Origin of the sequence: uncultured Dokdonia sp. (assembly GCF_947492815.1) — a bacterium.
In the GTDB taxonomy this organism is placed as follows: domain Bacteria; phylum Bacteroidota; class Bacteroidia; order Flavobacteriales; family Flavobacteriaceae; genus Dokdonia.
In genome coordinates this window covers 72,375-93,483 of the sequence record NZ_CANLOB010000020.1, presented here as the reverse complement: position 1 = coordinate 93,483, position 21,109 = coordinate 72,375, and the positions used below count along the sequence as shown (strand labels likewise).

23 protein-coding genes are annotated in these 21,109 nt (G+C 35.6%); 11 read left to right on the top strand and 12 right to left on the bottom strand.

Annotated features, from left to right (window positions below; translation table 11 throughout):
- Window positions 1–44 precede the first annotated feature (44 nt).
- From leuS to Q1A01_RS16710, 4 genes are all read right to left on the bottom strand, one after another.
- On the bottom strand, window positions 45–2,909 hold the full coding sequence (gene leuS / locus Q1A01_RS16725; protein ID WP_299683282.1) for a leucine--tRNA ligase: 2,865 nt from the start codon (window positions 2,907–2,909) through the stop codon (window positions 45–47).
- A 295-nt stretch (window positions 2,910–3,204) separates the two neighbouring features.
- Window positions 3,205–3,720 (bottom strand): hypothetical protein, encoded by a 516-nt coding sequence (locus Q1A01_RS16720; RefSeq protein ID WP_299683280.1) that lies wholly within the window; start codon window positions 3,718–3,720, stop codon window positions 3,205–3,207.
- A gap of 284 nt (window positions 3,721–4,004) precedes the next feature.
- On the bottom strand, window positions 4,005–4,958 hold the full coding sequence (locus Q1A01_RS16715) for a 2-dehydropantoate 2-reductase (protein ID WP_299683278.1): 954 nt from the start codon (window positions 4,956–4,958) through the stop codon (window positions 4,005–4,007).
- A 186-nt stretch (window positions 4,959–5,144) separates the two neighbouring features.
- Window positions 5,145–6,065 carry a UbiA family prenyltransferase gene (locus tag Q1A01_RS16710; RefSeq protein ID WP_299683276.1) on the bottom strand — a complete coding sequence of 307 codons (921 nt, stop codon included), beginning with the start codon at window positions 6,063–6,065 and terminating at the stop codon, window positions 5,145–5,147.
- Between the two features lie 91 nt (window positions 6,066–6,156).
- On the opposite strand from Q1A01_RS16710, the gene Q1A01_RS16705 reads away from it, so the two are divergent.
- From Q1A01_RS16705 to Q1A01_RS16680, 6 genes are all read left to right on the top strand, one after another.
- Entirely contained in the window at window positions 6,157–7,035 is an 879-nt protein-coding gene (locus Q1A01_RS16705; RefSeq protein ID WP_299683274.1) for a permease-like cell division protein FtsX, read from the top strand.
- Between the two features lie 170 nt (window positions 7,036–7,205).
- A complete protein-coding gene (locus Q1A01_RS16700; protein WP_299683272.1) occupies window positions 7,206–8,102 on the top strand; it encodes a DUF302 domain-containing protein in 897 nt (298 codons plus the stop codon).
- 62 nt (window positions 8,103–8,164) lie between these two features.
- Window positions 8,165–8,500 (top strand): hypothetical protein, encoded by a 336-nt coding sequence (locus tag Q1A01_RS16695; RefSeq protein ID WP_299683270.1) that lies wholly within the window; start codon window positions 8,165–8,167, stop codon window positions 8,498–8,500.
- 54 nt (window positions 8,501–8,554) lie between these two features.
- Window positions 8,555–8,827: a DUF3098 domain-containing protein gene (locus Q1A01_RS16690; protein ID WP_299683268.1), complete on the top strand. Its 273-nt coding sequence runs from the start codon at window positions 8,555–8,557 to the stop codon at window positions 8,825–8,827.
- Window positions 8,828–8,917: 90 nt separating this feature from the next.
- Window positions 8,918–9,433 (top strand): hypothetical protein, encoded by a 516-nt coding sequence (locus tag Q1A01_RS16685; protein ID WP_299683266.1) that lies wholly within the window; start codon window positions 8,918–8,920, stop codon window positions 9,431–9,433.
- 56 nt (window positions 9,434–9,489) lie between these two features.
- Complete coding sequence (locus Q1A01_RS16680) at window positions 9,490–10,035, top strand: hypothetical protein (protein WP_299683264.1); 546 nt, start codon at window positions 9,490–9,492, stop codon at window positions 10,033–10,035.
- A 72-nt stretch (window positions 10,036–10,107) separates the two neighbouring features.
- Here Q1A01_RS16680 and Q1A01_RS16675 read toward each other — a convergent pair whose 3' ends face one another.
- On the bottom strand, window positions 10,108–12,366 hold the full coding sequence (locus tag Q1A01_RS16675) for a reprolysin-like metallopeptidase (RefSeq protein ID WP_299683263.1): 2,259 nt from the start codon (window positions 12,364–12,366) through the stop codon (window positions 10,108–10,110).
- A gap of 141 nt (window positions 12,367–12,507) precedes the next feature.
- Between Q1A01_RS16675 and Q1A01_RS16670 the strand changes: the two genes are divergently transcribed.
- From Q1A01_RS16670 to Q1A01_RS16655, 4 genes are read left to right on the top strand one after another with little or no spacing between them, the layout of a single operon-like run.
- Window positions 12,508–13,308 (top strand): undecaprenyl-diphosphate phosphatase, encoded by an 801-nt coding sequence (locus tag Q1A01_RS16670; RefSeq protein WP_299683261.1) that lies wholly within the window; start codon window positions 12,508–12,510, stop codon window positions 13,306–13,308.
- Between the two features lie 11 nt (window positions 13,309–13,319).
- Window positions 13,320–13,775 (top strand): hypothetical protein, encoded by a 456-nt coding sequence (locus Q1A01_RS16665; RefSeq protein ID WP_299683259.1) that lies wholly within the window; start codon window positions 13,320–13,322, stop codon window positions 13,773–13,775.
- A gap of 12 nt (window positions 13,776–13,787) precedes the next feature.
- Window positions 13,788–14,507: a tRNA pseudouridine(55) synthase TruB gene (truB, locus tag Q1A01_RS16660; RefSeq protein ID WP_299683257.1), complete on the top strand. Its 720-nt coding sequence runs from the start codon at window positions 13,788–13,790 to the stop codon at window positions 14,505–14,507.
- A 53-nt stretch (window positions 14,508–14,560) separates the two neighbouring features.
- Window positions 14,561–15,286 carry a hypothetical protein gene (locus Q1A01_RS16655; protein WP_299683255.1) on the top strand — a complete coding sequence of 242 codons (726 nt, stop codon included), beginning with the start codon at window positions 14,561–14,563 and terminating at the stop codon, window positions 15,284–15,286.
- 139 nt (window positions 15,287–15,425) lie between these two features.
- Here the strand turns inward: Q1A01_RS16655 and Q1A01_RS16650 are convergent, their stop codons facing one another.
- Entirely contained in the window at window positions 15,426–16,043 is a 618-nt protein-coding gene (locus Q1A01_RS16650; RefSeq protein WP_299683253.1) for a thioredoxin family protein, read from the bottom strand.
- Window positions 16,044–16,286: 243 nt separating this feature from the next.
- Between Q1A01_RS16650 and Q1A01_RS16645 the strand changes: the two genes are divergently transcribed.
- Window positions 16,287–16,862, top strand: a complete 576-nt coding sequence (locus Q1A01_RS16645) for a DNA-3-methyladenine glycosylase I (protein ID WP_299683251.1) — start codon at window positions 16,287–16,289, stop codon at window positions 16,860–16,862.
- 64 nt (window positions 16,863–16,926) lie between these two features.
- Here Q1A01_RS16645 and aat read toward each other — a convergent pair whose 3' ends face one another.
- From aat to Q1A01_RS16615, 6 genes are all read right to left on the bottom strand, one after another.
- Window positions 16,927–17,565, bottom strand: coding sequence for a leucyl/phenylalanyl-tRNA--protein transferase (gene aat, locus Q1A01_RS16640; protein ID WP_299683249.1), 639 nt, complete (start codon window positions 17,563–17,565; stop codon window positions 16,927–16,929).
- Entirely contained in the window at window positions 17,566–17,820 is a 255-nt protein-coding gene (locus Q1A01_RS16635; protein WP_299683247.1) for a hypothetical protein, read from the bottom strand. It abuts the gene before it with no gap.
- Entirely contained in the window at window positions 17,817–19,175 is a 1,359-nt protein-coding gene (locus tag Q1A01_RS16630) for a TIGR00366 family protein (RefSeq protein ID WP_299683245.1), read from the bottom strand. Before Q1A01_RS16630 ends, Q1A01_RS16635 begins: the two co-directional genes overlap by 4 nt.
- A 32-nt stretch (window positions 19,176–19,207) precedes the next feature.
- The gene (locus Q1A01_RS16625; RefSeq protein ID WP_299683244.1) at window positions 19,208–19,696 is read right to left on the bottom strand and encodes a hypothetical protein; all 489 of its coding nucleotides are present in this window, start codon (window positions 19,694–19,696) and stop codon (window positions 19,208–19,210) included.
- 94 nt (window positions 19,697–19,790) lie between these two features.
- Window positions 19,791–20,174: a DUF3127 domain-containing protein gene (locus Q1A01_RS16620; protein WP_089370028.1), complete on the bottom strand. Its 384-nt coding sequence runs from the start codon at window positions 20,172–20,174 to the stop codon at window positions 19,791–19,793.
- Window positions 20,175–20,214: 40 nt separating this feature from the next.
- Window positions 20,215–21,090, bottom strand: coding sequence for a flavin reductase family protein (locus Q1A01_RS16615; RefSeq protein WP_299683240.1), 876 nt, complete (start codon window positions 21,088–21,090; stop codon window positions 20,215–20,217).
- Between the last annotated feature and the right edge of the window lie 19 nt (window positions 21,091–21,109).

Here is a 21,109-nt window from a genome sequence, read left to right as displayed (position 1 = left end):
TTAAATTAAAAACCCTCTCACATGGAGAGGGTTTGAGTGAGGTGTTATCCTACTATATTTACAATCTTTCCAGGTACGATAATCACCTTTTTCGGGGTGCGGTCTCCTAGATACTGTTTTGTTTTTTCGTGTGCCATCACGACTTCCTCTATTTGATCTTTTGTATAGTCTAGCGGAAGTTCTAATGTAAACTTCATTTTTCCATTAAAAGAGATCGGGTAGTTCTTCGAACTTTCCACCAAATGCTTCTCTTCAAAAATTGGAAATGGGGCTTCAGAAATACTTTCCGTATGCCCGAGCTTACTCCATAACTCCTCAGCAATATGTGGAGCATATGGCGCAATTAAAATAAGAAGCGGTTCTAAGATCGCTCTAGACGTACATTTTTGTGTAGCCAACTCATTCCCTGCAATCATAAACGTAGATACAGAAGTATTAAAACTAAAGTTCTCGATATCTTCCTCTACCTTCTTGATGGTTTTATGAAGGGTCTTTAAATTCTCTTTTGTAGGCGCTGTATCGGTTGCGTGAAATGCTTCTTCTGCACCCGAATGATACAATCTCCATAGTTTCTTTAAGAAATTATGTACTCCCGAAATACCAGCGGTATTCCAAGGTTTTGCTTGCTCCAACGGACCTAAAAACATTTCATACATACGTAAGGTGTCTGCTCCATATTGATTGCAGATATCATCTGGATTGACAACATTGTACCAACGTTTAGACATTTTCTCCACTTCACGTCCAACAACAAATTTACCCTCATCTAAAATAAATTCAGCATCTTTAAATTGTGGCTGCCAATTCTTTAAGGTTTCAACATCTATCTCATCAGATGCATTCACCATATTTACATCAATGTGAATTCCTTCTGTTTTATGTTGATCTTTCAAGCCAGCAGAAACATAAGTGTTTGTACCACTTATTCTGTAAGCAATAGCACTCGTTCCCAAAATCATTCCTTGATTGATCATTTTTTGGAAGGGCTCATCGATACCTAGATATCCACGATCGTGTAAGAACTTTGTCCAGAATCTACTATATAATAAATGACCTGTTCCGTGCTCAGAACCTCCAATATATAAATCTACATTACCCCAATAGTCTAGTGCTTCTTTAGGAACAGACCCATCATCTGTAGTGTTATCCATATACTTTATGAAGTACCAACTACTTCCTGCCCATCCAGGCATGGTATTTAATTCTAAAGGAAATACCGTTTTCCCATCTATCAAATCATTAGACACGACTTCATTTTTAGTCGTATCCCATGACCAAACATCGGCGCGACCTAATGGTGGCGCTCCATCTTCGGTAGGTAAGTATTTTTCAATCGCAGGAAGCTCAACAGGCAAATGCTCTAAGGCAATCATCTTTGGCATACCGTCTACATAATACACTGGGAAAGGCTCTCCCCAATAACGCTGACGGCTAAATACCGCATCACGTAAACGATAATTGGTTTTACCCGTTCCTGCGCCTATTTTTTCTAATTCGTAAATCGCTAGTTTTACGGCTTTCTTATATTTTAATCCGTTTAAGAAATCACTATTTGCAATTACTGTTGCTGCTTTATCTGCAAAGGCTTCTTCCGAAATATCAACCCCTTCAAACACATTAGGAATGGGGATGTCAAACTTTTTTGCAAAATCATAATCACGTTGATCTCCACATGGTACGGCCATCACAGCACCTGTTCCATAACCTGCTAATACATAATCTCCAATCCATACAGGAACGGGCTCTTTGGTAAACGGATGCTCAGCATACGCTCCAGTAAATACTCCAGAAATAGTTTTTACATCTGCCATACGTTCACGCTCGGAACGTTTTGAAGTCGCTTCGATGTATGCTTCAACGGCTTCTTTTTGTTCGGGAGTAGTGATCTCCTGTACAAGCTCTAACTCTGGAGCAAGTGTCATAAAACTTACCCCAAAAATAGTATCTGGTCTAGTTGTAAAAACCGGAATCGTGTGCGATTTCTCACTATCGTTCGAAATGACTTTAAATTCTACTTCGGCGCCCACCGATTTTCCAATCCAGTTGCGTTGTGTTTCTTTGATAGATTCGCTCCAATCAATGGTATCTAGTCCTTGGATTAAACGTTCTGCATAAGCAGAAATACGCATCGACCATTGGGTCATTTTTTTACGTACTACAGGATGTCCACCACGTTCTGAAACGCCGTTTACAATCTCATCATTTGCTAGTACAGTTCCTAACGCCGGACACCAATTTACTTCGGTTTCGGCTAGGTAGGTCAATCTGTATTTTAAAAGAATCGCCTGTTGTTCTTTGTCAGTATAGGCATTCCACTCATCGGCTGTAAAGATGGTTACATCATCATCGCATACGGCATTTATGCTTTCATTACCCGCTTTCGCGAAAGCGGACACCAACGTATCAATGCCTTCTGCTTTATTACTATCATTATTGTACCAAGCGTTATATAACTCGGTAAAAATCCATTGTGTCCATTTGTAATAAGCAGGATCAGAGGTGCGTACCTCACGACTCCAGTCAAAAGAAAATCCTATTTTATCCAATTGATTACGGTATCCAGCAATGACATTACCTTGATTATCTACACCTCCTTCTATGTTTACTTTGGTAGTGGTTGCAGGATGCTGTCCTGTTTGAATCGCATATTGCTCGGCAGGCAATCCAAAAGAATCATAGCCTTGTGGATGTAATACATTAAACCCTTTCAAACGCTTGTATCTCGCATAAACATCACTGGCAATATATCCTAACGGGTGACCCACATGCAGTCCTGCTCCCGATGGATATGGGAACATGTCGAGTACATAATATTTAGGCTTATCGCTGGTATTACTGGCGTGAAATGTGCCGTTGTCTGCCCAATATTTTTGCCATTTGGCTTCTATTTCGTTGAAATGGTATTTCATCTACTTAAAATTTTTAATTTCATTAGAAATGAAACAAATAAAAAATTTCTGCTTAGATCAACCGCTACGCTTTCGCATAAAAAATTTAATTGTTTTAGTTGATAAGCAAAAAATTAATTTTGTTTATGCTCATTTCATAATGTATTGTTTTTTCGCTCCTACCTCTCGGCAGGCAGGTTTGCGAAAATGACTCAGGACTAAAAAGAATCAAGAGTCAAGATTTTTATATAATCACAGCATGATGCTGTTTTAAGCCGGCAAATTTACGATTTTATATCAAGTTGTAAGGGTTGCTTCAGGCATTAAAATTGATATCAATTTTATAATCTAATGGTTTGTCATTTTTTATTTTTTCAAACCATTTGTTTTTTTGAAGGTCAAGTAGATTTTCATTCTTGCTTTGACCGAATGCCTTATCTTCTTCAGAAAACTTTTCGGGTTTGTAAAACATATAAAGTCTAAGTTCGACTACTTCATGTTCAAAATACCAATAGAAATGACGCTCAAACGCCAATCGGAGGTATATACTCATATTTTGACCTTCTATACTATGATATGCATTTCCAATATGCGTAAATACATCACCATCAGGATAATAAAATTCTGAATCTGTAGAAAAATGAGGGTATTCTGTTTTAAAAGAAAGTAATTCATCTAATAAAACCTCTTGATAATGCTTATAAAAAGCTTTTAACGCTTTTATAGCGCTAATGTTTTCTGTATTTCCATTTTCAAAAAGATGGTTGTTTATTGATTTAATCAACTCTTCTTCTACTTTATCATATCTATCATAATGATTTTTGTTTCCCATGATTTTGATGTGATGAATGTTTATAGGTAATTTTAAAATTCATTTTTTTAGTCACTAAATTTACAATGATTATAGTAATTAAAGGATTTCTTAAAAATAGAGTAACACTCTAAATTAGAGTAGTACTCTATTTTTTGAGTTGGTGGCTTCGATACAATTCTTCGTCCCTCAGAATCACTCAGCCACCTAACTTTCAGTAAAATACTAAATCAACGAGCCTTTTTCCCCTTATTACTGAAACAAGTTCAATACGGGCACTAGCCTTCTATCAGAGGGAGAAGGAATTATAATCTTATTCCCTCTTCGGGAGTTAGAGGGCTTCGTGCTATATTCTCCTGCGGTAATAATAATTGATAAATCATCTCATTTACAGGCGTGGATACGCCTACTCTTTTTCCTTCTTTTACGATATAACCATTAAAGTTTTCGAGTTCGCTAGGTTTGCCTTCCATGAGATCGCGTTGTGTAGAGGCTGTGGTATCTGGGGCTTGTCGTGCAATGGCAGCAAAAGCTTTGTCTATCGTATTTTCTGGTAATACAATGCCTTTGGTATGTGCTACCGCATAGACTTCTTGTGCGGTTTTGAGCATCAAATCTTTGATGTATGTATTGTCTCTCATAACACCTATGGATACTCTGGTTAATCCGCCTATGGCACTTACGGTGGTAATAAATAGAAATTTTTGCCAGATGGCGACTTGGATATTTTCTGGGATCTTAGCATTGAGTCCCGCTTCTTTAAATATCTGTAAAATGGTTTCTACTCTTGAAGTGCGGGTGTTGTCTTGTTCTCCAAAAAGAAAAGAAGGCGGAATATCAGGATTTGAGATCACACCAGGGCTTTTAATAAAACTAATCATGCGACAAAGTCCCGAGAGTACTTGTTCTTTTGGAAGTACTTTATTTAACTTTTCTGTGTTGTCTGCTCCATTTTGTAAGGGCAGAAATAAAGTGTTGTCATTTGTATATTGCAATATATCTTTTGATGCTTGTTCTAATTGCCATGATTTTATAGCAAAAATGACAAGATCTGGCGTGTCTATTTTAGAAAGATCGTCTGTAGCTAGGTGTGGGTGTGCTGTAAAATCACCAGCAATGCTTTGCACCTGTAATCCGCGTTCTTGTATGGCTTTCAGGTGAGCGCCACGTGCAATGAGTGTAACTTGGTGTTGGGTTTGTGCTAGTTTTCCGCCTATAAAACCACCCACTCCTCCGGTACCGTAGATTAGAATTTTCATATTTTAAAGATAGGGGTTTTTCGCTTCCGCGAAAAAGGCTCAAGACTGAAAAGACTCAGGAATCAAGAGTCAGGACTTAATTTAGAAAAGAGATAGTGCATAACGTCTTTTTTCTTTGCTCTCTTCTCTATGTTCTTTATATGCTTTCTCGAACTTGCCTGCCGGGAGACAGGAGTGTAAAAAAAACTAAAATACAGGATGTAATAATTTTCCAGAGTAGAGCGCCCAAAGCATCGAGGCAAGTGCCGATAGATTCATGGCAATACCAAAGAGTTTCATTTGTGCTACAGAATAGGGTTTTTCTTTAAAGAAAATAAAGACATCTAAAAGTAACCAAATCGAGAAAATACCGAGAAATCCTGCTAGTACATAGTCTTGAAACCACATCGCGAGAATGTATGTTTCTAATAGCAACAGCACGAGCATAAAATACTTGGTGTTTTTACGTCCTATGAGGGTTGCAGTCGTTTTTTTACCTGCTAATCTATCGGGTTCTATATCCATGATTTCACCCGCAATATGTGCTTGAAATGCAAATAGCGTTAAGTATAAAATAGTTTGCCACGGAATCATGGTGAGATCGTTCAATAAGACACTAAAAAAAGCAGTAAACACATAGCCTATTTGAATACAGATTTCAAAGGGAGGTCGTTCTTTAATTCGGAACGGCTTAAAATTGTAGATGATATTAATCGCAACCATAAATACCAATAACAGTAACATATAAATACCTGACCGAAAGGTGAAATAAATAAAAAATGGCAAGAGAACAATGGCTATTTTTTTTGGAACTGTAGCTAAATGTTGCTGAGAAGCTTTGGCTCCAAAAAGGAAGTTCCCTTTACGATCATTTACTTTATCTGAGGCAATGTCATTATAATCATTCAATCCGTAGACTAAGTAATTAAGTGGAAACATCACAAAGAAAAGTCCTATCCAAAAAATGGGTTCTTTCCAAAAAACAGTATCCAAACTAAAGGGAACGAGATAGATCCATACAGTGGGAAACCACAATCCAGGTCTGGAGATTTTTATGTCTTTTAAAAAGTTTATGTGCTCAAGGTTTTGAAGTGCAAAAGATACACATAAAAGTGACGAAGATAGCATCCCGTTTATAACAATTTGGAAACTTTAAACGTTGTTTATAGAAGTATGTAAAAATCATTGTTATTTTTACAGTATCATCCTAATTGAATTTATGGCATCTTCATTTGAACGGTATCAAAAACGCCGACTATTTTTTTCATATTTCTCTGTAATCATTAGTATTACATTGGTGTTATCTCTATTGGGCGCATTAGGTATTGTTGTTATAAACGCTAAAAAGGTAGCTGATCATGTAAAGGAAAAAGTGGTGATTTCGGTATATCTTAAAAACAGTGCGAAAGATGTTGAAATCAAACAACTTCAAAAATCACTAGCATTAGCCGAGTATACAAAGTCTTCTGTTTTTGTATCTAAAGAAACTGCAGCAGAAGAGCATAGTGAAGAGATTGGTGAAAATTTTATGGATTATTTAGGTTATAATCCACTCCAGAATAGCATAGATCTTTATTTAAAGGCAGATTATGTTTCTTTTGCGAAAACCAAAGAGATCTCTGATGAAATTGCCTCGAAAGACTTTGTAGACGAGGTCACATATAATAAACGACTCATTAGCTTACTTAATGATAATATCAAGCGTATCAGCTTTTGGGTGCTTATTGTGAGTATAGTATTTACGTTTATTGCGGTATTACTGATTAATAGTTCGATACGCTTATCTGTATATGCGAAACGTTTTACGATAAAAACCATGCAAATGGTAGGAGCCACCAAACGTTTTATACGTCGTCCCTTTGTATGGAGAAGCGTGCGATTAGGAATGCTAGGAGCACTATTAGCGCTTATTGGGATGGCTGCTATATTATACTACCTCAATGAGTCTTTTCCAGACCTTGCTTTACTAGATGATAAGTTGATGATAGGTGCGCTTTTCTTAGGTGTATTCCTATTAGGTGTATTTATCACATGGATCAGCACATATTTTGCAACCCAGCGTTTCTTGAATTTACGTACGGATGAATTGTATTATTAGTAAAACTCACTATTGATGTTTCTTTTATACGCTTTAACGCTGCGCTCTCCCTGTTTGGTTGTGAATTTCACGAGCTCGCTTTCGCGAAAGCGTATATCACAATTATAAATTACACAAATATGTAATCATAACCGTATAAATTTATCATTCCTTACGACAAAACCGATGTTATGAAAAATGGAATCTATTTCTTGTTTTTGTTGATGCTAGGTATAAGCTGTTCACAAAAACAGCAAAAATCGACCACAACATCAGCTATGAGAACTTCTGAATTTATCACCGTATCTACTAAAAAAACGGTAACCCAACTTGCAGATACTTTAATTCCGCAATTGAAAGAAAAAGGATTTAAAATCATTGCAAATATTGATCATTCAATTGCAGCCAAAAAAGCAGGACTTGAATTGCGTCCTATGCGTACGATCATTTTTGGAAATCCTAAAGGGGGTACTTTATTAATGCAACAGGATCAACGTATAGGATTAGACCTTCCATTAAAGTTGATGATTTGGGAAGATGAAGCGGGAGATACGCACGTGAGTTACTACAATGCAACTACCCTTACAAGTCGATATGGTATTTCAGAGCCTCAAGCGGTTATTGATAAGGTAAATGGAGCGCTAGCAGGATTTGCAGGTAATAATGAAATAGAAGGCGCTTCTGTAACACCTATTACTGCACAGTTGATTACAAAGAAAAGCCCATATACCGCTGATGTGACTTTTGAAAAACTACAGGAAGTAATCAACTCCAAAGGATTACATACTATGGCTATTGTTCCTCATGATAAAGCTGCTGCTAGTGTTGGTCTTGAATTACGTCCTACACGTGTGTTAATTTTTGGAAATCCCAAAGTGGGTACCTTACTCATGCAAAGTAATCAGAGTATAGGAATTGACCTTCCTTTAAAAGTATTGGTACACGAAGATGCAAATGGAACTGTGTATGTGTCTTATTTTGATGCTACTTTCTTAACTAATCGTCATGGAGTTACTGATAAAGGAGACGTGGTTCAAAAGGTAAATGCCGCATTAAATGGTATTACAGATGCAGTGATTGCGGAGTAACAATACTATTCTTACAAAATATTTTAATACACTATACGTTAATAGGTTAAAATCTCTTTACTATGCGTCGTATTATTATTCTTTCGTTTTTCGTATCATTTTTATGTGTTTCATGTCTTATTCAAAACCCTAAAAAAGAAGACTGTGAGGTAAAAGAAATTACAGTAACAAAAGTGTATGAAGGAGGGGTTAAAGATATTGTGTTTGCAGAAGCTAATGGAAACTTTTATTATATAAATAGAGGCTTAGAGCAAGGATATACCTTAGAAGGAGTTCGTGAGAAAGTATTACATAAAAATGTCACTTTACACCTAGCAAGTACTCTTACAGGGTCTTCATCTAATCATATTGCGCAATTAACTGTAGGAGATGCGGTTTTATTTACAGAATTTAATTAAATATACTCGTATATTTGAAGTATAATAACAACATCCACTTACTCGGGCAAAAACATGGGAGAGCAAAAACGTAAAACGGTAGCATCACAAAAGCATCAAACAGAGTTTATTTTTGGTAAGAAAAATTATCAATGGATGCTTATTGGTCTTGGTGTCATTGCACTTGGTTTTATTTTAATGTCTGGAGGCGGTAGTGATGACCCTAATGTATTTAATCCTGAAATATATCACTGGAGACGTATCCGTCTTGCTCCGGCTGTTGTCTTAATAGGGTTTGCTGTTGAAATATATGCAATTCTTTTAAATCCTAATAAAGGTAAGGACTAGCTTTTAGCTGTTCTCTTAGTTATGAGAATATGTATTCTAATAGCACTGTTTTTAGGATATAATTCAAATACATTTCCGAAGAAAAGGATATTGTCTTATCCTTTAGTTATCTCTAAAGCTGATATGATTGTAGAAGGAGAAATTTCTGAAGTGTCTTCTTTTGCCTACGAATATAAATTTCATGTAAAAGAGCATATTAAAGGACAATCCGATCAAAATATTGTGATAAATATGTGGAAAGAGTGGACGTGTGACCACCGAATCCAACGCCCTAAAAAAGGACAAAGATTATTACTATTTCTTAAGGAAAGAGACAATAGAGAATATGAAATAATCAATGGTAGTACTGGAGAACTTTTTATAACTGAAAACGATAGCGTAAAAACATTTGGAAGGCATGATTTACCAGTTCTTAATGAATTAAAATGCGGAATAGAGATGTTTTCTCATTGTTATGAGTATTGTGGAGACCTATATTCTAGCTATAAAGAGAAAACATACTTTTTAAGAAAAGAAGAACAATCAGAGATAGAAAAAATAATGAATGAAAATGCATTTTTTAAATCAATGGTTTTGCGAATTAAACCTTCAATAATGGATGATTAGTTTTCTTACTTTAGTGGTACAGACGTCTTGAGAACTATATAATTTAAAACTAGCATATGAAACAACACATTAATAATGCAAGAATGTTTTTTATAGTTGTAATGCTTTCTACACTCATACCTAGTTGTAGTTCCATAAAAAAAGAAGTGGCGTTTAAGAATGATATGAATAGTATCCAGATTAATAATGACAACTGTCCCAATAATGGAAATTGTGCCATAGCCATCAAAAAAGGATCCTACACTATTGAGACAGATACGACAGGAGCTATGTATCCTCTATTTACTGAAGGAGATGGTGAGTTAGTAGAATTTACATATGAAGTCCCTGCTAAAGAAGGCATTGCTGATGGCAATTATAAGGAAACCATTCTATTTATAGTTCCTAAAGGATTAAAAGGATTTATGGTCTTAGAAGATGCCTCTTTATCTAAATTAAAATTACTCCTCAACAAAGAGTGTTTTTGTCGAGGGCAAGCTGGCTATCATTTAATTACACAAGGGAAATTGGCCATCAAGAGAAATGCTAAAAACGAAATTAGCTTTGATTTAAACTACCAGATAGATGGGATAGATATGGTAATCTCTAGTATTGAATTGTAACCCAAAAAGAGGTTATCTAAAATGTGCTAGACAACCTCCTTTTTATAGTAATGGCTAATTAGTAAGTAATGTTTATTTCTTAATAAGTCGTTTGGTGCTTATTAGATCTCCATCAGAAATTTTCATAAAATAGATTCCTTTTGGAAGGTATTGATAGTTGAGTGTTTTTGTAAAAGGAGCATTCATAATTGCTTCTTCTGTTTCTTCTGATATTTTTCGTCCAGCAAGGTCATAGAGTACTATTGAAACTTTAGCACTTGATGATGTAAAACGTATATCAACTATTCCCGATGTAGGATTGGGAAATAATTCAAATTCTGCTGTCGTTATATCAGAAAGTCCTAAGACATCAGTTACTGTGAAATTTGTGGTATTTACTTGATAAAAGGGGCTTACTGTTCCCATAACCATAACTCTTGCTTGTGTCGTCTCTTCTAGGTCAGAAGGAACAATAATAGATGCTGTACCATTATTAGGAACATTAGTAGCTAATTGCATAGGAAATGTAATACCACCATCTGTAGAAAGAAATATATTGACCGTAGCTTCATTAATTGGGGCTGCATCTGTATTGGCTACATCCCAAGTAACTGTTTGGGTCGTATTTAAATCCCAACTTTCATTCGTGTTTTGTGATGTGACTATAAAAGGACCTGCGCTGTCTGTTGTGGTTACAGTCATATCTTCACTCGCTGTTGCACCTCCTATTATGGCATTATCCCTAATGGTTAATCTAAAAGACATAGAACGACTTACGGAAGGTAGTTGCTCCCAAGTACTTCCTAAATCTCCTGCAACTACAGTACTTAAGGTTGGCATATACCTATTTGCATTTATCGTTGGATCTAATGTTCTAAATAATGGTCCATTTGCAGATGTAGGGCTTGGAGGCATTGGGGCTGGCGTAGCGTCAATTTGTTCCCAACAATAGGTAATCTCATTCTCTTCTGGATCTGTTGCGTTTCCTTTTAATACAAATGGCGTACTCACAGGGATCATAAAATTCTCTGTTGGTACTATAGTAGGTGCTTGATTTTCTGTAGAAGACATTTCTGGACAACTTGAAGAAGCTCCTGCACTTATATTATTCCACATTTCTGCAATACTAACTCCATTAAAATAATCATCACTGTTATTTTGAACGTTAGGTGCACAAATTCCTGCATATCCCATGATAGATGATCCACTTCCTGTTTCAATAGAAACACTAGTTCTTTGACAGTTATTATTTTGAGGGTGATTCGCACCAAATTGATGTCCCATTTCATGGGCTACATAATCTACATTAAAGAAATCTCCAATAGGAGTGTTGATTCCTGTAACACCTTGCGCTTTTAATCCTGTAACACATGGAGAGTTTAAAAAAGCAACACCTCCACCTTGAGTACTAAATACATGACCAATATCATAATTAGCATTTCCAATCACATCATCACAAATTTCTTGAGACTCATCTAAAAGCTCAAAAGGATCATTATTAGTCAACCCATCTGTATCGGGATCTAAGAAAATAATATCTGTGTTGTTACCAATGACAACCATAGTAAGTGCCAAATCTCTTTCAAAAATACCATTCACTCTAGTCATAGAAGTATTAATAGCCCCTAGCACAGCCTCTTTTTTATCTTCATCACTGGCATCAGGATCTATACCTTGATTATTAAGATGAAATGCTGAGTACTCTCCCGTACAAACCACAGCAAGTCTATAGGTTCTTAATGTACTATCATCTGCATTTCTTGTTGCAGTTGTTATATTATTTTCTAAAGGTGCGGTTATAAGATCATCTGAATTACATTCAAAAAATTGATCAGCAAAAGCATCATCAGGAATATCTTCGCGAGAGTAGGTCATATAAAATTCCTTATTTGTAGTATACGGGTCTATGTATACTGTTTTGTGCGATCCTGAGGTAATCATTCCATGCACTCCGTTTTTGGAAATACTAAAACGTATAACTGTAGCAGGGTTTTTTATGTTTTGACCTACATAAGATCTAATACTTGGATACATTTCTGTAAGCACTTCATCTAATACAGGTGCTTCATAAATTCTAAAATCTCCTACTCCCCCATTTATAGTAGGAAAAGAAATAATTACATCTGAGGTTATATTACTATCTCGTAAAGGGACAGAATTAATATTTTGTTGTAATTGATCTGCGTCTAATGAATACAATTTATAATTCTTTGGTGTGAAATTTCTATATTCTTTATTCATTGAATTTGTACGTCCCTCTGAAGTCTCAAGCCAAGGATTGGATTGATTTTGAGAAAACAGGCAGGTTTGCATACATAATAGAAAGGCTAATAATAGAAAGGGTTTTTTCATAGCAGTTAGTTTATAGTGTTCGTTATATATTAAACAATTGACAACTAGATTTTACTAGCCTTGGAAGTTTATTATTTTTCTACAGGTACTCTTATTCGTTATTATTTGTCATTTTGCCATAGTAACCGCATCTTTGCACCCATGGATAATTATGAAGCCCTTTTACTTGGTATCATCCAAGGTCTTACCGAATTTTTACCTGTTTCTTCTAGTGGACACATTGAGTTAGGAAAAGCCATTCTTAACAATGGGTCTGATGAAGAACAAAAAAACCTAATGTTTACCGTAATAGTTCACTTTGCTACAGCCTTAAGTACGATTGTTATTTTTAGAAAAGATATTTGGGAAATTATACGAGGTCTATTATCATTTAAATGGAATGAGGAAACTCAATTTTCTGTAAAAATCATAATCTCTATGATTCCTGCGGTGATTATAGGTTTGTTTTTTGAAGAACAGTTAGAATCACTCTTTGGAGGGAATATTTTATTTGTAGGATGTATGCTTATCGTAACAGCTGTATTATTATGGATGGCAGATAAAGCTAAAGACACTCAAAAAAAAGTATCCTTCCCAAATGCATTTGTGATAGGTGTTTCTCAAGCTATTGCGATGCTTCCAGGCATTTCTAGAAGTGGTGCTACCATATCTACTTCGGTATTATTAGGGAATGACAAAAGCAAAGCAGCACGTTTCTCATTTTTAATGGTCATTCCTTTAATTTTAGGAAAAATCGCCAAAGATATTTTAGGGGGCGAGTTAACAACAACAGAAGAGAATACCTCTGCACTTATTATAGGATTTATAGCCGCTTTTATTTCAGGACTTGTTGCTTGTACTTGGATGATCAAATTGGTAAAGAAAAGTAAACTTTCTTGGTTTGCGATTTACTGTTTAATTGTAGGAATTATTGCTATTGGAGTGAGTTTATACACGAAATAGTAACATTAAAAATGAAATCGATCATTGATATAGCATCTGAATATGTTGATTCTCAGGGAGAGATTATTAAGGGCTATAAATACGGATATAAAGGGCCTGTAGAATTTATAAAAGTCTATTATTTTGATTTTGTTATTTTAACTATAAATGGAAAAATTCCTGATAATCAGTCATTTGGAGGAGCTTGTGGATTTACTATTCACAAAAAAGATAAAACCATACAAACACTATCTTTTGGAGAATTAGCAACTCTACAAATTAAAAATAAAGAGATATCAGATATTTATGATAAGCTTAAAGGTGTAAAAGAAAAGTCAAAATCATTAAGTTGGTTAAAAAATAAATATCAATTAACCTCTTCAGAACTCCTTAAGATAAAAAAAGCTTTATTTACAACAGAAATGCATAAAGATCAGATTATGATTCAATTAGAAGAATTAGTATCTAAAAAAAACAGATCACACTAGTAATATAATTTAATGTCTAAAAAAATACCACTTACAGATCAAGATTATAAAGACGGACAAGTATTGTTGTTTGATAAACCGTTGGAGTGGACTTCCTTTCAACTGGTAAATAAAGTGCGTTGGCTTATTCGTAAGAATTTGAATATAAAGAAGATCAAAGTGGGTCATGCGGGAACCTTAGATCCGCTGGCAACTGGATTAATGATTATTTGTACCGGTAAGTTTACTAAGCGCATCCATGAGTTTATGGGGCAGGAAAAGGAATATACAGGCACTGTGATGCTTGGTGCTACAACGTCTTCTTACGATTTAGAAACGGAAATCAATGAAACCTTTTCTACAGATCATATTACGGAGGATGCTGTATACGCTTTCGCGAAAGCGTACCAAGGAACTATCCAACAACGACCTCCGGTATTTTCAGCTCTGAAGAAAGACGGAAAACGCTTGTACGAATTTGCAAGAGCAGGCGAAGAAGTAGCAATCCCCACCCGAGAAATCACTATATATGATTTTGAAATCACTAGAATAGCGATGCCTGAAGTAGATTTTAGAGTACGTTGTAGTAAAGGAACCTATATCCGATCACTTGCCTATGATATGGGAAAAGGTCTAGAAAGCGGAGCACATCTCACGGCGCTAAAAAGAACCAAAATAGGCGATTATGACGTAGATAATGCACAAGATATTGTGACGTTTGAAAACAGTTTTACGACTCTGGATAATACCTAAAGACTGTTAATCGTTTACATAATATAGTAGATTTTGATTATTTTAGACCCCTTATGAAATTGAGCTCCCAAGATAAATCCATGCTTATCACCTTTTCTGGTGCTAGCTTTCTGGTGCTCGTTTTTTTCTTTTTAGGAGTAAAACCATATCAAAATCCAAACCCTGAAGAAGCATTTATAGAAATTCCTGTAATTCAAGAACCATTTTTAGAAGAAGAACTGGAAGAAAAAGAAACAACTACTCAGACGGCTATCGTAAAAAGTCATCAAGCATATAACGCAAACGAGTTACGTAATGAAAGTAAGGAGCTCTTTTCTGAAGAAGATCCTATACGACAAGCTATAGAGCAACAGCAATTACAAAGTGTAGAAGATCTAGAGGCCGAAAATGAAAAGATTTTAGAAGAACATAAGAAATCTCGTGAACTTGCCATGGCAGCACATAATGAACAGGTTAAAGCACAGATTGAAGCAAGAGAGAAAGAACGCAATAGCAAGAAAGGAAATAGGGAGAGTACCGTGTCTTATAATCTTAAAGACAGAAGGGCTATTGTAATCCCTAATCCAGTATATACCTGTGATGCTTTAGGAAAAATTGTACTTGATATAGAAGTGAATAGTACAGGGGCTATTACAAAAAAGGAATATAATAAAAAAGCATCCACTTCGTCTAATGGATGCTTAATCGATCAAGCGCTTAGCTATGCTTCTGAAGCGCTATTTAATAGTACCGCTACGGTTTCTCAAAAAGGGACGATTACTTTTAACTTTCAGGGGTAGTTGTATTGCTCAGTCATAGAAATAGTAACTTAACCACGGAACTTTAAGAGTTCGTATAAATTGTTAATGGTTATTCGTTAATAGTGAATACACAACTAACGAATAACCATTAATCAAAATAGCATAAAACTAAAGAGGTTTAGTCTAGCAAGTGTAAAAGATCTTCTACCGTATTTTGTCCTTTATCTTTATTATACCAAACTTGTAAGTCTTGTTTGAATTCTGGAGTAAGCTTACCATGTGCTTCTTTATAATCATTAACCATTTTGGTAGCTTCAGAAGGACGAGGGCCCCAATCTGCTAGTACATTTCCAGATGTATTATCTATCGCTACAAGCTTTGGAATAGAGCGCCCACCATTATATAAAAAGGCATCTATTAACTCTAGATTTTCATCACGTAATATAACTTTTACATCAATCCCATCATTAAGCTCAGCTATTTTTTGCATAACAGGCATGGTTTGCGCAGCATCACCACACCAGCTTTCTGTAATGACAAGCCAAGTGACATCTCCTTTAAAGTCTTGGATTTTTGCGATATCACTTTCTTTAATTTTTGTAGTCTTATCCAGTCGCTTCATACGACGTTGATTGAGCATTGTATAATTAGTTAATGCTTCTGTTTGGTTAGGACCCGTGCTTGTTTCTTGGGCGGCGTGGTCATCTATTAGTTGTCTATATGCTTGGTACGTGATCGCTTTTGGAAGCGCTTCTTGTACAATTTGTTCTCTTGATTTTTCTACCATTGTTTTCATAATCTGTGAGTCGACAAAGAAAAGACGAACTTACGCCTCTACAATTGTCTAAATTACACTTTTTGCAGTCAAAAAGAGAAAAGAGATATAAGCATTATATTCTACGTACAAATACAGTGATGTATGTAGTTATAGAAACGTAAGTCTGTATTTTGCTTATGTCTATTTACCCTCTGTTTTAGATTCACATGGATATAGTAACCGTTTTAAATTATCTTTATAACATACTTTAACTGTAATAAAATGACAAAACATAAATGTGGCTGGTGTGTAGGTGACGATCTATACGAATCTTATCACGATAATGAGTGGGGAACTCCTTTAAGAGATGAGGATTTACTGTTTGAGTTTTTGGTTTTAGAGACCTTTCAAGCTGGATTGAGTTGGATTACTATTTTACGTAAGCGAGAAAATTTTAGAATTGCTTTTGATCGCTTTGATTATAAGCGTATTGCGCAGTATGATGAAAATAAAATTGCAGATCTTCTTCAAGATGCAGGCATTATCCGTAATAAATTGAAAGTACGTGCAACGGTGACAAATGCTAAGTTATATATGGAAATTCAAAAAGAGTTTGGCAGTTTCTCTAAATACCTTTGGGATTATGTAGATCATACGCCTATCCAAAATAGTTGGAATCATTATAAGGATTGTCCTGCCAATACACCGTTGAGTGATCAGATAAGTAAAGATTTAAAGAAGCGTGGTTTCAAGTTTGTTGGATCTACAGTGATCTATGCCTTTATGCAGGCTATTGGGATGGTGAATGATCATGCGGTAGGCTGTTATCGTTATAAAGAAGTGCAAGCCCTCACCTAACCTCTCCCTTTGGAAGAGGAATTCATATACGTCATAAAGTTATTAGCTGTTTACAAAAGAGGATTTAGGATAAATACTTTAAAAAATCTTCTCTAGGAATTTCGGCAGCACCTAGACTAGCAAGGTGGTCAGTATACATTTGACAATCAATAAGACGGTAATTTTGCTGGGTTAGCTTTCGCGAAAGCGAAATAAACCCCACTTTACTGGCGTTGCTCACTTTAGAGAACATACTCTCTCCACAAAAAATGCCTTTGTCTTTTAAATCGATGCCATAAAGACCACCCACCAATTGGTCTTCTTTCCAAACCTCGACAGAAATACAATGCCCCATTTCATGCAATTTTAGATAGGCTTCTACCATCGCATTGGTAATCCAGGTGTCGTGTTGTTCTTTTCGTTTGATACGCTTACAGGCTAAAATAACTTCTAAAAAACGCTGATTATAGGTTACTTTAAAAGTATTATCACGAAATACTTTACGCATAGATTTTGATATACGAACGTCTTGAGGTTTAACCACCATACGCGGATCAGGACTCCACCATAATGCCATCTCTCCTTCATTAAACCATGGGAAAATCCCAGAGTTATATGCCAGCATAAGCCGATCTGAATGTAGATCTCCTCCTACAGCCAGTAATCCATCTTCTTCGGCTTGAGAAGGATGCGGAAAAGCGATATGATCTGTGAGAATGTGCATCTACTTTTTAAAATACCAAATTACAAAAACCAATATCCAAATAATTAAAGCGTCTACTATTAAATAAACAGGGTACCATCCAGTATGTTTAAAATCTAAAAAAAACTCTTCATAATACGTAAAAGGAAATCCCGCATCTAGGATTTGCGATGGTTCCCAGAATGGAGTTCCAAAATCGACTAATACTGTTAGAAATGATATTGCAAAGAATATTATAATAGCTACAATGGTTATGAAGATTAGCTTTTTAATCATAACAACAATAATCCTAAAATATAAATTGCACTTCCTACAACCATAAGGATAAGGGTATAAGGTAAAATTTCTTTAGCTTTTAATTTTGTGATACCTAATAGAGGTAATGCCCAAAAGGGTTGTAACATATTGGTCACTTGATCTCCATAAGCAAGTGCCATAATTGCTTTGGGTAAAGGAACTCCTAATGATAATGCACTTTCTATCACTATAGGTCCTTGGATTGCCCACTGACCTCCACCACTTGGCACAAAAACATTTACAAGACCTGCACTAAAAAATGTAAATATAGGAAGTGTAGTCTCTGTAGCAACAGCAATAAAAGCATCACTAATCATGGTAACCATGCCTGTGCTTTTCATAATTCCCATAATTCCAAAATAGAGCGGGAATTGAATTAAGATTCCGCTGGCTCCTCCTATTGCCTCTTCTACAGCTTTAAGAAAGTTTTTAAAATTCCTGTGTAAAATAACACCTAATCCTAACATTAAAAAATTAAGCATATTAGGAGATAAAGATGCCCCCCAATATCTCGCAAAAAAGGCAGTTAAAAGTATAAACCCAAATCCTATGGCTAGCAACTTAGAGTTGTCAAGTTTATCATTTTTTTCTTGACGTTCAGCAGTAGCCTTTGGCGTATTAAAATCAGGAAGTTCTGTTGTTTTCCCATTTCGTGCAAGTACATAAAATGTAAAAGGAATAACGATCAAAAGAATTCCAAATATAAGTAGATTCCACCAACTGAATATAGTTTGTTGACTTGTAATAATTTCTGGAATAGCTGCTAGATTCTCTGAAGAGAGAATACCATTCATCATGTCCTGTATGTAATTATTTTCGGATGCTTTTAGTGATGCAGAGCCACTCATTCCTCCGTGCCAAACCATTAAACCAATATATCCAGCAGCACCTACCAGTGGGTAGTTGATTTTAAACCCTTTTTCTAGTGCAGCTTCTCCTATTTTACGAGCCATAATCGCTCCGAAAATGAGTCCTAAGCCCCAATTAAAAAATGCAACAAGCATGGTGGTAAAACTTACTAATATAACGGCACTAGCAGTATCTTTTGCATATACAGTGAGTTTAGAAATGAGCCAACTCATAGGTGTACTTAAGACGAGAACATGTCCTAATACTAATATAAGCATCATCTGATAGGCAAAAACCAATAGATTGTTATCCCAAATGCCTTCTTCCCAAAATTTTAAAATAGCAATAGGGTGTGCTGTTTCAGAAGGATTTTCTGTAAACACCAACGCCAGTATCATGGTAAGCAATGTTAACAAAATAGCAATGACAAAAGGAGAAGGAATATACTTTTGAAAAAGTGTTTCTATGGTTTTTGTGATAGACATAATTTTAGTACAATCGATTTATAAATTCATCATTAAGAAAAACTTCTTTTTAAATTTTGATCTAGTAGGAATTTTGTTTCATGCATATAAATTTTAGCATCAGGGTCATTACCGTTTGAACCATTTACAATGGTCTCTCCTGTAACATTAAGTATAATATGATCTTGTACTACTTTAAGTACTTCAATAGTAAGATTTTCTATAGAATTGTAACTGAAATAATATAAGACAGATAAGTTTTCATCTCTATCATAATCATATCCCTGTTTCTGATGGATATGAGTTCCTTCTTTTAAATTAATTTCTTCTTTTGAGAGTACTGCTGTAGCTTCTATAGAAGGTGAAGGGTCAATTACATCTTCTAACTCTTGTACTCTTTGTATCGTTTCTGAAGTAGTAAGGTGTATGATGAACTCCCAGATACCATCTTCAGATTCATACAGATTATATCTAGGAGCTGATATCCTGAATTTTTCGATACCAAATTCAGAATGGTTTATTTCGAGAATGTCTGATTTCATATGTATATACCGTAGCGTTAAGATATAAAAAAACCCGCAGCTAAGGGGATAACTACGGGTGAAGTGGAACTTTTAGGGGTTCCAAGATGATTACCTAAAACGGCAAATCATCATGATCTTCAGTATTCAGGTTACTAGCAGGCTCAAAAGCATCTGCTGGCGGTACTGGTGGCATATCTGGAGCTCCTTGTGGTGCTGCAGCTTGTAAATTTTCTATACGCCAGCCCTGTATACTATTAAAATATTTTGTTTCGCCTTGTGGATTTACCCACTCACGACCTCTTAAATTGATACTAATTTTTACATTTTGCCCAACTTGATAGTTGTTAAGCAAATCTGTTTTGTCTTGAACAAATTCCACCATAATATGTTGTGGATACTGCTCTTCAGTTGTTACAACGATTTCACGTTTTCTGAATCCATTATTACCGAAGGTTTGTGTTTCTCCGATCATTTTTACTTTTCCTTGTACTTCCATCTCTCAAATAAGAATTATAGGGTGTAAATGTAGCTAAAAATTAAAGTTTAGCAAGCAGAACTTTCCACGCGTTATTCACATTTTGTTCAACGAGATACTCCTTTGCTCTCTTATGTATCTTATTTTGATCTCCTGTTTGTACTAATTGATGTATTTCAGGAGTTTCAGCAACAAAATCTGAAATTTCTTTTGCTGTAGGAAGTTCTTCTACATTTCCTAACATTCCGAGATCATTTCCAGTAAGGATGGTACTTAATCTAATAGATTCAGGAATTTGATCTATTCCTATTCCTAGTTGTGCAATAGGTTTAGGAACTTCAAACAACCCTTGATTCGCACGACTATACCAATTACCTCCCATACGAGCGACTTGGTCTATTTTTAACGGATCTATGGCTCCATTAGTATCTAAAACAGTTTCTTTTATATGTATTTTAACAATTTCGCATATCACCAGATTTCCTGCACCACCTTCAGTTCCCAGTGGCTTCACTTCAATAACCTTACATTCAAACTGCACGGGGGATTCTGCAACACGTGGTGGTTGGATCGTTTCTGAGGCAAGCTCCGTAAGCCCTGCTTTTGTAAACTCATTCACTCCTTTTGGATATGCCGTACTCGCTAGACTCATCTGTTGTACCATCGCGTAGTCTACAATATTAATCGTAGTCTCTGGAACCTCTAACACATTATCTAAGGTGTTTTTTGTACTATTATCACGACCGCTTCTAGAAGGTGAAAACACTAGAATAGGCGGATTTGCGCCAAAGACATTAAAAAAACTAAAAGGAGCAAGATTCACATTTCCTTGTCCATCTACGGTACTCGCAAAAGCAATAGGACGTGGTCCTACAGTACCTGTTAAGTATCCAAATAATTTAGGAATCGCAATTTCTTTAGGATCGATCGTTTGCATAAAAAGCGTTTTCTCCAAA

Excerpts from the sequence above, each read along its gene's own strand:
- leuS (WP_299683282.1), bottom strand. The coding sequence starts at position 2,909 with ATGAAATACCATTTCAACGAAATAGAAGCCAAATGGCAAAAATATTGG.
- Q1A01_RS16720 (WP_299683280.1), bottom strand. The coding sequence starts at position 3,720 with ATGGGAAACAAAAATCATTATGATAGATATGATAAAGTAGAAGAAGAG.
- Q1A01_RS16715 (WP_299683278.1), bottom strand. The coding sequence starts at position 4,958 with ATGAAAATTCTAATCTACGGTACCGGAGGAGTGGGTGGTTTTATAGGC.
- Q1A01_RS16710 (WP_299683276.1), bottom strand. The coding sequence starts at position 6,065 with ATGCTATCTTCGTCACTTTTATGTGTATCTTTTGCACTTCAAAACCTT.
- Q1A01_RS16705 (WP_299683274.1), top strand. The coding sequence starts at position 6,157 with ATGGCATCTTCATTTGAACGGTATCAAAAACGCCGACTATTTTTTTCA.
- Q1A01_RS16700 (WP_299683272.1), top strand. The coding sequence starts at position 7,206 with ATGAAAAATGGAATCTATTTCTTGTTTTTGTTGATGCTAGGTATAAGC.
- Q1A01_RS16695 (WP_299683270.1), top strand. The coding sequence starts at position 8,165 with ATGCGTCGTATTATTATTCTTTCGTTTTTCGTATCATTTTTATGTGTT.
- Q1A01_RS16690 (WP_299683268.1), top strand. The coding sequence starts at position 8,555 with ATGGGAGAGCAAAAACGTAAAACGGTAGCATCACAAAAGCATCAAACA.
- Q1A01_RS16680 (WP_299683264.1), top strand. The coding sequence starts at position 9,490 with ATGAAACAACACATTAATAATGCAAGAATGTTTTTTATAGTTGTAATG.
- Q1A01_RS16675 (WP_299683263.1), bottom strand. The coding sequence starts at position 12,366 with ATGAAAAAACCCTTTCTATTATTAGCCTTTCTATTATGTATGCAAACC.
- Q1A01_RS16670 (WP_299683261.1), top strand. The coding sequence starts at position 12,508 with ATGGATAATTATGAAGCCCTTTTACTTGGTATCATCCAAGGTCTTACC.
- Q1A01_RS16665 (WP_299683259.1), top strand. The coding sequence starts at position 13,320 with ATGAAATCGATCATTGATATAGCATCTGAATATGTTGATTCTCAGGGA.
- truB (WP_299683257.1), top strand. The coding sequence starts at position 13,788 with ATGTCTAAAAAAATACCACTTACAGATCAAGATTATAAAGACGGACAA.
- Q1A01_RS16655 (WP_299683255.1), top strand. The coding sequence starts at position 14,561 with ATGAAATTGAGCTCCCAAGATAAATCCATGCTTATCACCTTTTCTGGT.
- Q1A01_RS16650 (WP_299683253.1), bottom strand. The coding sequence starts at position 16,043 with ATGAAAACAATGGTAGAAAAATCAAGAGAACAAATTGTACAAGAAGCG.
- Q1A01_RS16645 (WP_299683251.1), top strand. The coding sequence starts at position 16,287 with ATGACAAAACATAAATGTGGCTGGTGTGTAGGTGACGATCTATACGAA.
- aat (WP_299683249.1), bottom strand. The coding sequence starts at position 17,565 with ATGCACATTCTCACAGATCATATCGCTTTTCCGCATCCTTCTCAAGCC.
- Q1A01_RS16635 (WP_299683247.1), bottom strand. The coding sequence starts at position 17,820 with ATGATTAAAAAGCTAATCTTCATAACCATTGTAGCTATTATAATATTC.
- Q1A01_RS16630 (WP_299683245.1), bottom strand. The coding sequence starts at position 19,175 with ATGTCTATCACAAAAACCATAGAAACACTTTTTCAAAAGTATATTCCT.
- Q1A01_RS16625 (WP_299683244.1), bottom strand. The coding sequence starts at position 19,696 with ATGAAATCAGACATTCTCGAAATAAACCATTCTGAATTTGGTATCGAA.
- Q1A01_RS16620 (WP_089370028.1), bottom strand. The coding sequence starts at position 20,174 with ATGGAAGTACAAGGAAAAGTAAAAATGATCGGAGAAACACAAACCTTC.
- Q1A01_RS16615 (WP_299683240.1), bottom strand. The coding sequence starts at position 21,090 with ATGCAAACGATCGATCCTAAAGAAATTGCGATTCCTAAATTATTTGGA.